This is a genomic window from Shewanella sp. SM20 (genome assembly GCF_025654545.1).
GTDB lineage: Bacteria > Pseudomonadota > Gammaproteobacteria > Enterobacterales > Shewanellaceae > Shewanella > Shewanella oncorhynchi.
This window is the reverse complement of sequence record NZ_JAKKRK010000084.1, coordinates 1-10,168: the sequence shown is the minus strand read 5'-3', so window position 1 is coordinate 10,168 and position 10,168 is coordinate 1. Positions and strand designations below refer to the sequence as shown.

The window sequence follows — 10,168 nt, the reverse complement described above, 5'->3', positions numbered from 1 at the left end:
CGAAAACCAGTTGCACTGGGTGCTGGATGTGAGTTTAGGTGAGGATGCGTGCCAGATATACCGTGGTAATGCAGCGACTAATCTTGCCACGATGCGACACTTTGGTTTGAATATGTTACGCGCTGAGAAGCGAAAAATGAGTATCAGAAGAAAGCAGCGTCAGGCATTGATGAATGAGGCTTATTTGGATGCGGTGCTTGAAGCCGGCATGAGTGTGGTTATTAAATGACCACTCGTAATCTCACCCTGGATTTTTATCCCATAAAAAGTAGCCTCACATGATGCGTCAACTACTCGCTTCTATTATTTTGTGTTTGTGTGTTACCCCGTCTTTGGCTGCAGAGCGCCTTAAAATTGGTGTCGTACTCAGTGGTGGTGGTGCTAAAGGCGCTGCTCACGTGGGCGTGCTCAAAATATTAGAAGAACATAACATCCCAGTCGATTATATCGCGGGCACCAGCATTGGCGCCTATGTCGCTGGCATGTATTCACTGGGTTACAGTGCGAGTGAAGTGGAAGCTATCATGATGGGGGTCAACTGGGACAGTGGCTACTCGGACACCATACCGCGCAATATTTTGAGCTACAGGGATAAACAGTTACGCGACCGTTACAATATTCCGTTAAACATTGGCTATAACGAAGGCCAAGTGAGGGCGCCAAGTGGTCTGCTACGTGGACAGACTATGTCGCAACTTTTACGTCAGTCGACAGATCTGGTACAGCAATTTGGTCATTTTGATGATTTAGCCATTCCCTACCGAGCGGTTGCAACCGACTTAGAAACTAGCTTACCTGTGGTGATTAGTCATGGCAGTATGGTTAAAGCCATGCAAGCGTCTGCAACTGTACCTGGTGCACTTCAGCCAGCACAAATTGAAGGCAAGTTATTGGTCGATGGTGGTATTGCTAATAACATGCCCGTCGATGTGGTTAAGGCCATGGGAGCCGATATTATTATCGCCGTCGATATTGGCTCGCCTCTGGTCAAAAAAGATAAATTAGACAGTACCATTGCGGTACTGGATCAGCTCTCTAATTTTTTGACCAATGCCAGCACTGAAAAACAAAAACAATTACTGACAGATAAAGATGTATTGATCCGACCCGCGATTGACGCCCTCAGCACCACTGATTTCACTATTATGCCGCTGGCATTAACCCTTGGAAAAGAAGCCGCTAATGGTCAGCTTTATAAGTTGAGCAGTATGAGCGTGAGCCCTGAGGAATATGCCGCCTACGTCGAGGCTAAAAAAGCCAAAGGTAAATTATTAATGGCGGATGTACGTCATCCCATTAATGAAATCGTATTTGAAAACCAATCTAAGGTGAGTTTGAATCTCTTGACGGAAACCTTGAATATTAAACCTGGGCAAGCTGTATCTAAAGACGAGCTTAATGAGGCGTTAAAGCGTATTTACTCTCTCAATAAATTTGAGCGTGTCGATGCTGAATTTGTAGAAGGTGAGGATGGCCGCATACTCACTGTCACTACTAAGGCTAAGTCTTGGGGGCCGAATTATTTCCAACTGGGCTTTAATTGGGAGGATGACTTTAATTCAGAATCTGCCATCAGTTTTGACATGGCTTATACCATGACCGATTTGACCTTTAATGGTGGAGAGTGGCGCAATGAGGTCAAACTCGGCATTGAAAAGTTGTTTGCAACTGAGTTCTATCAGCCTTTAGACAGGGACCAACAGTTCTTTAGCCGTGCCCGCTATCAATACGATACCCGTGATTGGGACTTATACGATAATAACAGTCGTATCTTAACCTTCGACAAGAAAACCCATACTATTGAATTAGGCATAGGTTATAACTACACCTTACAAGGGATGATTGAGTTAGGCTTAGTCGCAGAGAAGGGGTCGATAGTCAATGATGTCTGGCTAACGCAGGACTTAGATTTTAGTTCCTATGGTGCTTACTTTAGGTTCGGTTACGATAGCTTAGATAGCATTAGCTTTCCAACATCAGGTAATCGCGTAACCTTAAACGTTTACGTGCGCAATGAAGATTTCAATGACAGTATCGACGATAATCAAAACCAATTTAGCGTGCAAATAGAGGCCGACTGGAAAGGTGCCTTGAGTGTAGGTAACCACGCTTTTGTTGGTAAGGCATCAATTGCTACTAACAATAATGATGGGGTCAATACGCTGCATTTATCTGAGCTGGGAGGATTCTTAAACCTATCTGGTTACCATAAAGACTCAATTATGGGCGCACATAAAGTGTTTGGGGCCTTTATTTATCAATATGATCTCGGGCGTGATGCGCTAGGTATGACAGATTATCCTCTATACCTAGGTTGGAGCTTAGAGGCGGGGAATGTCTGGGACGAGCGCACTGATGTCACCCTGACCGATCTGATTTATGCATCGAGTCTTTATATCGGTACTGATACTTCCATGGGACCTGCGGCACTTGGTTTTGGGATCACAGATCTTGGCGATAAGTCTTTCTATTTATTTGTGGGTAAAAACTTCTAGTTTGAGATTTGTGTAAAGAACTTAAGGGCATGACTGAGGTTGTGCCCTTACTTTTTGGTCGATGGAAAAACTATAAGCGTCATCCCTATGGAAGTTAGCTTGCCGAAATAGCTAAGAGTGTCGCTAAAGTGTCATATCCTTTTACAAAATCTTACTACTGTGAGGCGTGCCAAGATGCTAAGGTTTTGCGGGAAAAATAATAACTCTCAACGGAAGCTGGGGAAAACAATGAAGAAGATAAGCACACTGGCACTGAGTATCGCCTTGAGTTTAGGTTTAGCGGCTTGTAGTACTGAGCCTAAAACTGAAGCCGTCGCGGTGTCTGGCATTGAATTGCAAAACTTTGATGCCTCAGTTCGCCATCAAGATGATTTCTATTACAGCGTTAACGGAAAATGGTTGGCAAATACGCCTATTCCTGCTGACAAATCTAACTATGGCGCGTTTTCTGTGTTGTACGACCAAAGCCAAGATGCATTGAAGAAAATTATCGACGAAGCGGCCGCTAAAAAGAATCCTGCCGCAGGCTCGAATGAGCAGAAAATCGGTGATTTCAATGCCAGTTTCATGAATACCGATTTACTTGAAACCTTAGGTGTTACACCACTAAACCCTTTGCTGGCTGATATCGCAGCCGCAAAAACGCACGCTGACTTACCCGCTGTTATGGGCAAATTACTGACGACGGGTTCTGGTATTCCCTTTGGTTTTTACGTCAATAATGACGCCAAAAACTCAACCCAGTATGCGGTGTATTTAAGCCAGTCAGGCCTTACGTTGCCTGACCGCGATTATTACCTAAAAGATGATCCTAAGTTTGCCGCTAATCGCCAAGCCATGGCCAAGTATGTGACAGGCATACTGACCGAAGCAGGTTACAAGGACGCTAAACGTGCGGCTAAAAACGTCGCTGACATCGAAATGATGATCGCCAAAAGTCAGTGGAGCCGAGTCGAATCCCGTGATGCCAACAAGGCATACAACAAGTTAGATCGTGCTGAACTGCAAAAGTTAACCGGTCAATTCGATTTTAATGCCTTTGCTGCGAGTGCGGGCTTAGGCGATAAAGTGACTGAAGTGATCGTGCGTCAGCCCTCTTATTTTGAAAAACTCGGCGCCAGTTTCGAGACATTCCCAGTATCGGCTTGGCAGGATTATCTTGCGTTCCACTTAGTGGATAGCTACGCCGAGTTACTGAGTAAAAACTTTGTTGATTTGAACTTTGCCTTTAAGAGCAAAACCTTAATGGGTATCGAAGAGCAGCAGCCACGCTGGAAAAAAGCAGTTGATGGCGCCGACCAAGTGATTGGTGAGTTAGTGGGTGAAGAGTACGTTAAGCAATACTTCAAGCCAGAAGCTAAAGCACGCATGGAAACCATGATCAAAAACTTGATCAAAGGTTTTGAAGTCAGCATTAATGAACTTGAGTGGATGACGCCAGAAACCAAAATTGCCGCTCAAGAAAAACTGGCTAAATTTACCTACAAAATTGGCTATCCAGATAAATGGAAAGATTACTCAGGTTTAGATATTAAGGCTGACGAGTTAGTGGGTAACTACATGCGTTACGCTCAGTTTGAATATCAAGACATGATCAACAAGCTAGGCAAGCCAATCGATCGTACCGAATGGGGCATGACGCCACAAACGGTGAACGCTTATTACAGCCCAGTGAAAAACGAAATCGTATTCCCAGCTGCGATTCTGCAACCACCATTCTTTAATATGGATGCCGATGATGCGGTGAACTACGGTGGTATTGGAGCTGTGATCGGCCATGAAATCAGCCATGGTTTCGATGACCAAGGCGCTAAGTACGATGGCGACGGTAACCTGCGTGATTGGTGGTCGGATAAAGACCGCGAAGAATTCCAAAAACGCGGTAAGCAGTTGTCTGCCCAATACTCAGGTTATGAGGCAATGCCCGGCAAGTTTGTTAATGGTGATTTGACCTTAGGGGAAAACATCGGCGACTTAGGTGGTTTAACTGTAGCGGCACGTTCGTATTTGATGAGCCTTAACGGCAAGCCTGCACCTGTGCTTGATGGATTAACGGGTGAGCAACGCTTCTTCGTGGGTTGGTCGCAAGTATGGCGTCGTAACTACCGTGATGAAGAGCTGAGCCGTCGTTTGCTGACAGATCCGCATTCACCGAGTCACTACCGCGCTATGGGTACGCCGCGTAACGTGGAAGCCTTCTATAAAGCTTTCGAGATGAAAGAAGGCGATAAAATGTATTTAACACCAGATGAACGTGTGAAAATTTGGTAATAAATTCAGCATATTGAAATAAGAAAAGCCAGACAATGTCTGGCTTTTTTATTGATGACCATAATCTATGATGCTGCCGATTAATGTCCGTAACCTAAGGATTCAATTTTTGTGACTTTATTATCAGTGGCATACAGGCGACGCATTAAGCGTGTTGGTCCAAAGTCATAGGTCCATTCTTGATACTCAGTTGGCAACTTGCTGGGATCGATCACCCTGTCTCCGTTAGCGTTGAGATAAGTTGCGGGCAGACTGTATTCTCGAATATCACTGGGCGATCCGCATTTATCCTGCACTGTCGTTAAAGTATCGCCCGTATTGATCACTTGTTGTTTACAGTGCATGGTCTCACCTGCACTAGCGGGTAAACAGGTGGACATGAGTATTAAGCCTATGGGCAGTATTAAGGATAGGTACTTCACATTGAATTCCTTCTGGTGCATACACTATTGTGCTATTTATCCGTAGGGCAAAGACTAAGCTTATCCGCCCTGCAGAAACTCGGTGTGTTGTGACGTTATTTTGCCAAAATTGTTGTTAATGCCAACAAACTCTCGGCCTGATGATGGGCGATAATCCACTTAGCATCGCCTCTTTGTTCTGGCGCAGGGATCGCGACCGTTTGCATGTTGGCTGCTCTGGCGGCAATTAAGCCGTTAAAGGAATCTTCGATGGCAAGACAACAACGGGGATCAACATCTAACGCCTTAGCGCAATTCAAATAAACTTCTGGGTGGGGTTTACCATAGATTAGGTGTTCAGCCGATTCTATCACCATAAACTTTTCACTGAGATCTAACTTCGTTAATACTGCTTGGATAATGGTGTTTGGGGATGAAGTCGCTAAGCCGATTTTAAGGCCAAGCGCTTGGCAGTGGTCAATCGTTTCGTAAACGCCCAGCATAGCTTCGCCGCTAACCAGAATTTCATTTGCAACTTTATCAACAATCGTTTGGCTGACCTTGGCATTATCATAGTGTGGCCAAGGTGCCTTGTGGTACCAATAATCGACGCATTGATCGATGCGTAAGCCCGTGGTTTGTTGAATCGTTTCTATCGTCACTGGCACGCCAAGTGCAGATAACACTTCATACTCGACTCGCTGCCATAGGGGTTCTGAATCGATTAAAACGCCATCCATATCAAAAATAACGGCTTGAATGCTAAGGGATGTCATTGGTACTCCGATGGACTAAGGAAATAACTGAGATATGCAGTAAATTAAGCCTGAGTGTAAGTTCTCGCACTGCATCTTAAAAGCCAAAATGCAGCAAGATGAGAAAAATTTATACCTATTTGCTCTGGGGCGCGGAAAATTGCTTGTTCGATTTAAAATTAATGAAACATTGTTAACTATTTGTAGTGTATGGTTTTTTGTCTGTTTTCAAACTATTGTCTAATTTCACTTGTTTTAATCTTCCCGTAAGTTGGCATTCGCCGCCGGATTTAGTCCTTATTTCGCTTTTTGCCGAGTGTGACCTGATTCATACTTTTGCAAAGCTGTAGTATACTGCAGGCCGGAAATACGGGTCGATCATGTCGGACTGTCAGCTTCAATTAAGAAGACGTGCAGTTTCGTTGTTAGAGCGCCAAACAAAGAGGAATGTTGCCGTGCTAGAAGCATATCGTAAACACGTCGCAGAACGTGCTGCAGAGGGCGTAGTCCCTAAGCCATTAGATGCACATCAAGTGGCTGAACTGGTTAAGTTAGTTCAAAATCCACCCGCAGGTGAAGAGGCTTTCGTTCTCGACCTGCTTGAAAATCGAATTCCCCCAGGTGTTGATGAAGCTGCTTATGTTAAAGCTGCTTTTTTAGATGCGGTTGCCAAAGGCACTGAAAAATCACCGATTCTGTCTGCTGAGCGTGCTACTGAGTTATTAGGCACAATGCAAGGCGGCTACAACATCGAACCTCTGATCGCGCAGCTGGATAATCCAGCGTTAGCACCTTTAGCCGTTAAAGCGCTATCTCACACTCTGCTGATGTTTGATTCTTTCCACGATGTGGTTGAGAAGATGGAAGCGGGCAATGAGTTTGCTAAGCAAGTGGTTGAAGCGTGGGCGAATGCAGATTGGTATTTAAGCCGTCCAAAACTGGCCGACAAAGTCACTCTGACAGTATTTAAAGTTTCTGGTGAAACCAACACCGATGACTTGTCACCTGCACCAGATGCATGGTCACGTCCTGATATCCCATTGCACGCGTTAGCTATGCTGAAAAACGCCCGTGATGGTATCGAGCCTGATGTTGCTGGCGCCGTTGGCCCAGTGAAAAAAATCGAAGCATTAAAAGCACAAGGTCATCCATTAGTATATGTGGGTGACGTTGTGGGTACGGGTTCATCACGTAAATCTGCGACTAACTCAGTACTGTGGTTTATGGGCGATGATATTCCATTCGTACCCAACAAGCGCGCGGGTGGTTTCTGCCTTGGCGGTAAAATTGCACCGATTTTCTTCAACACTATGGAAGATGCGGGCGCACTGCCAATCGAGCTTGACGTAAACAAGATGGAAATGGGCGATGTGATTGACATCTACCCATACGCCGGTGTGGTTAAGCGTCACGATAGCGACGAAGTAATTTCAGAATTCAGCTTAAAAACGGAAGTCTTGTTAGACGAAGTTCGTGCTGGTGGTCGTATTCCATTGATCATCGGTCGTGGTTTAACTGACAAAGCCCGTGACGTATTAGGCTTAGGGTTATCTGACGTCTTTGTACGTTCTCAAGATGTCGCTGATACCGGTAAAGGTTATACGCTTGCGCAGAAGATGGTCGGTAAAGCTTGTGGCGTAGCGGGTGTGCGTCCTGGTCAATACTGCGAACCTAAGATGACGTCTGTCGGCTCACAAGACACGACAGGTCCTATGACCCGTGATGAGCTGAAAGATTTAGCTTGTTTAGGTTTCAGTGCTGATTTGACTATGCAGTCATTCTGCCACACTGCGGCTTATCCAAAGCCAGTTGATGTGAACACACATCATACTCTGCCAGATTTCATCATGAACCGCGGCGGTGTATCACTGCGTCCAGGTGATGGTGTTATCCACTCATGGTTAAACCGTATGCTGCTACCAGATACAGTTGGTACGGGTGGTGACTCACATACGCGTTTCCCAATTGGTATTTCATTCCCAGCGGGTTCTGGCTTAGTAGCGTTTGCTGCTGCGACTGGCGTTATGCCACTCGACATGCCTGAATCCGTATTAGTGCGCTTCAAGGGCAAAATGCAACCGGGTATCACACTGCGTGATCTGGTCCATGCTATCCCATTAAAAGCCATTGAACTGGGCATGCTGACCGTTGAGAAGAAAGGTAAAGTAAACATCTTCTCTGGTCGCGTACTGGAAATCGAAGGCTTAGAATCACTGAAAGTTGAACAAGCTTTCGAACTGTCTGATGCTTCAGCTGAGCGCTCTGCTGCCGGTTGTACCATCAAGTTAGACAAAGAACCTATCATTGAATACCTGAACTCAAACATCATCATGCTCAAGTGGATGATCGCTGAAGGTTATGGCGATCGTCGTACGATTGAACGTCGTATCAAAGGCATGCAAGAGTGGTTAGCCAATCCTGAGCTGATGAGCGCCGATAAAGATGCTGAGTACGCTGCAGTAATCGAAATCGACCTAAATGACATCAAAGAGCCAATCCTGTGTGCGCCAAACGATCCTGATGATGCCGTTTTACTGTCATCTGTTGCGCAAACTAAGATTGATGAAGTGTTCGTCGGTTCTTGTATGACCAACATCGGTCACTTCCGCGCAACCGGTAAGATGCTAGACAAGTTTGCTAAAACTCTGCCAACACGTCTGTGGATTGCACCACCGACTAAAATGGATAGAGATCAACTGACTGAAGAAGGCTACTACGCGATTTTTGGTCGTGTAGGCGCGCGCATCGAGATCCCAGGTTGTTCACTGTGTATGGGTAACCAAGCACGTGTAGCTGAACGTTCAACTGTGGTATCGACTTCTACCCGTAACTTCCCTAATCGTTTAGGTACAGGTGCTAACGTTTACTTAGCCTCTGCTGAACTGGCTGCGGTTGCTGCACTGTTAGGTCGTCTGCCGTCACCTGAAGAATATCAAGAATACGCTAAAGAGTTAGACGCAACTGCAGCTGACACATACCGTTATTTGAACTTCGACCAAATCGAGTCTTACACAAAAAAAGCATCGGAAGTGATCTTCCAGACAGCTGTGTAATCGATTGCCGTTAAGGTAACTTGATGTAAAAGCCAGCGCAAGCTGGCTTTTTTGTGGGTTTGTTTTATTTCTACATCTATATGCATATATGCACCAATGAACCCTATCATAGTCATGCCTTCAGTTCTTACATCACAAACTCGCTACTTACTAATGGTCACGCGTTGTCGTCATTAAAAAATCCATTTAAGCCGATCCGTAGGTCAATCTCACGCTTAGCCCCGTTTAATCTTCTTTTTAAAAGACGAAAGTCTTCTATTTTCATAACTATCAACAAATCATCTGATGGCTTTTGGCTATACATAATGCGAAACAGAGGCGCAGCCTTGACTGAGTTGTGGATAACTTTGGGGGTAAGTGGTGGGTATGATGTGACTAGATTAGATAATTAGCATTAACTGCAAATTTCCTTAAAATAGGGGTTGCACAAAATCCTCTGCTGCCTATAATGCGCATCCACTGACACGGCAGACAGCGTTAAGCAGCCTGATGTGACAGTTCATCGATGAGTTTACTAATTGATGAGTGTTGAGAAAGTTTGCAAAACTCCTTGACGCGAAACGGGAAATGCGTAAAATACGCAGCCCTAGCCAACTGGAAGCGTTCGACGCTCAGTGTGGTACTCACCTTCTCTTACGAGGTTGAGTTGCTCTTTAACAAGATAAAACAAGAAATCTGTGTGGACACTCACAGGTGTTGAGTTAATCGAAACTGCTTAACCTTCGGGTTGGCAGTGAAAAATTTAAATCAATGTAACAATGAGTGTTCGTAGTAATATGTACAGTTTGTTTCAGCCCTTCTTTTATAGGGAGTGCAAGAAACAAAAAATCAGAATTCATTGAGCCGCTAAAGTCGCAAGACGGAAGCAACAAAACTTTAATTGAAGAGTTTGATCATGGCTCAGATTGAACGCTGGCGGCAGGCCTAACACATGCAAGTCGAGCGGCAGCGCAARGGAGTTTACTCCTGAGGCGGCGAGCGGCGGACGGGTGAGTAATGCCTAGGGATCTGCCCAGTCGAGGGGGATAACAGTTGGAAACGACTGCTAATACCGCATACGCCCTACGGGGGAAAGGAGGGGACCTTCGGGCCTTCCGCGATTGGATGAACCTAGGTGGGATTAGCTAGTTGGTGAGGTAATGGCTCACCAAGGCGACGATCCCTAGCTGTTCTGAGAGGATGATCAGCCACAC

The 10,168-nt window shown here is 45.4% G+C and carries 6 protein-coding genes and 1 rRNA gene; 5 read left to right on the top strand and 2 right to left on the bottom strand.

Annotation, left to right across the window (positions count from 1 at the left end):
• The 3 genes from L5M18_RS22050 to L5M18_RS22040 form a co-directional block, all read left to right on the top strand.
• Positions 1-229 (top strand): transposase (locus tag L5M18_RS22050; protein ID WP_411569183.1); only part of this gene is annotated, 229 nt, incomplete at its 5' end.
• 49 nt (positions 230-278) lie between these two features.
• The gene (locus tag L5M18_RS22045; RefSeq protein WP_173913156.1) at positions 279-2,495 is read left to right on the top strand and encodes a patatin-like phospholipase family protein; all 2,217 of its coding nucleotides are present in this window, start codon (positions 279-281) and stop codon (positions 2,493-2,495) included.
• 228 nt (positions 2,496-2,723) lie between these two features.
• Positions 2,724-4,766, top strand: a complete 2,043-nt coding sequence (locus tag L5M18_RS22040; RefSeq protein ID WP_263198619.1) for a M13 family metallopeptidase — start codon at positions 2,724-2,726, stop codon at positions 4,764-4,766.
• Between the two features lie 80 nt (positions 4,767-4,846).
• Here L5M18_RS22040 and L5M18_RS22035 read toward each other — a convergent pair whose 3' ends face one another.
• Together L5M18_RS22035 and hxpB are read right to left on the bottom strand one after the other, a co-directional pair.
• A complete protein-coding gene (locus L5M18_RS22035) occupies positions 4,847-5,188 on the bottom strand; it encodes a DUF2845 domain-containing protein (RefSeq protein ID WP_263198618.1) in 342 nt (113 codons plus the stop codon).
• Positions 5,189-5,283: 95 nt separating this feature from the next.
• On the bottom strand, positions 5,284-5,943 hold the full coding sequence (hxpB, locus tag L5M18_RS22030) for a hexitol phosphatase HxpB (protein WP_263198617.1): 660 nt from the start codon (positions 5,941-5,943) through the stop codon (positions 5,284-5,286).
• 434 nt (positions 5,944-6,377) lie between these two features.
• Between hxpB and acnB the strand changes: the two genes are divergently transcribed.
• Together acnB and L5M18_RS22020 are read left to right on the top strand one after the other, a co-directional pair.
• Positions 6,378-8,975, top strand: coding sequence for a bifunctional aconitate hydratase 2/2-methylisocitrate dehydratase (acnB, locus tag L5M18_RS22025; RefSeq protein ID WP_263198616.1), 2,598 nt, complete (start codon positions 6,378-6,380; stop codon positions 8,973-8,975).
• 877 nt (positions 8,976-9,852) lie between these two features.
• Positions 9,853-10,168: ribosomal RNA gene (locus L5M18_RS22020) — 16S ribosomal RNA — on the top strand; the annotation flags it as partial.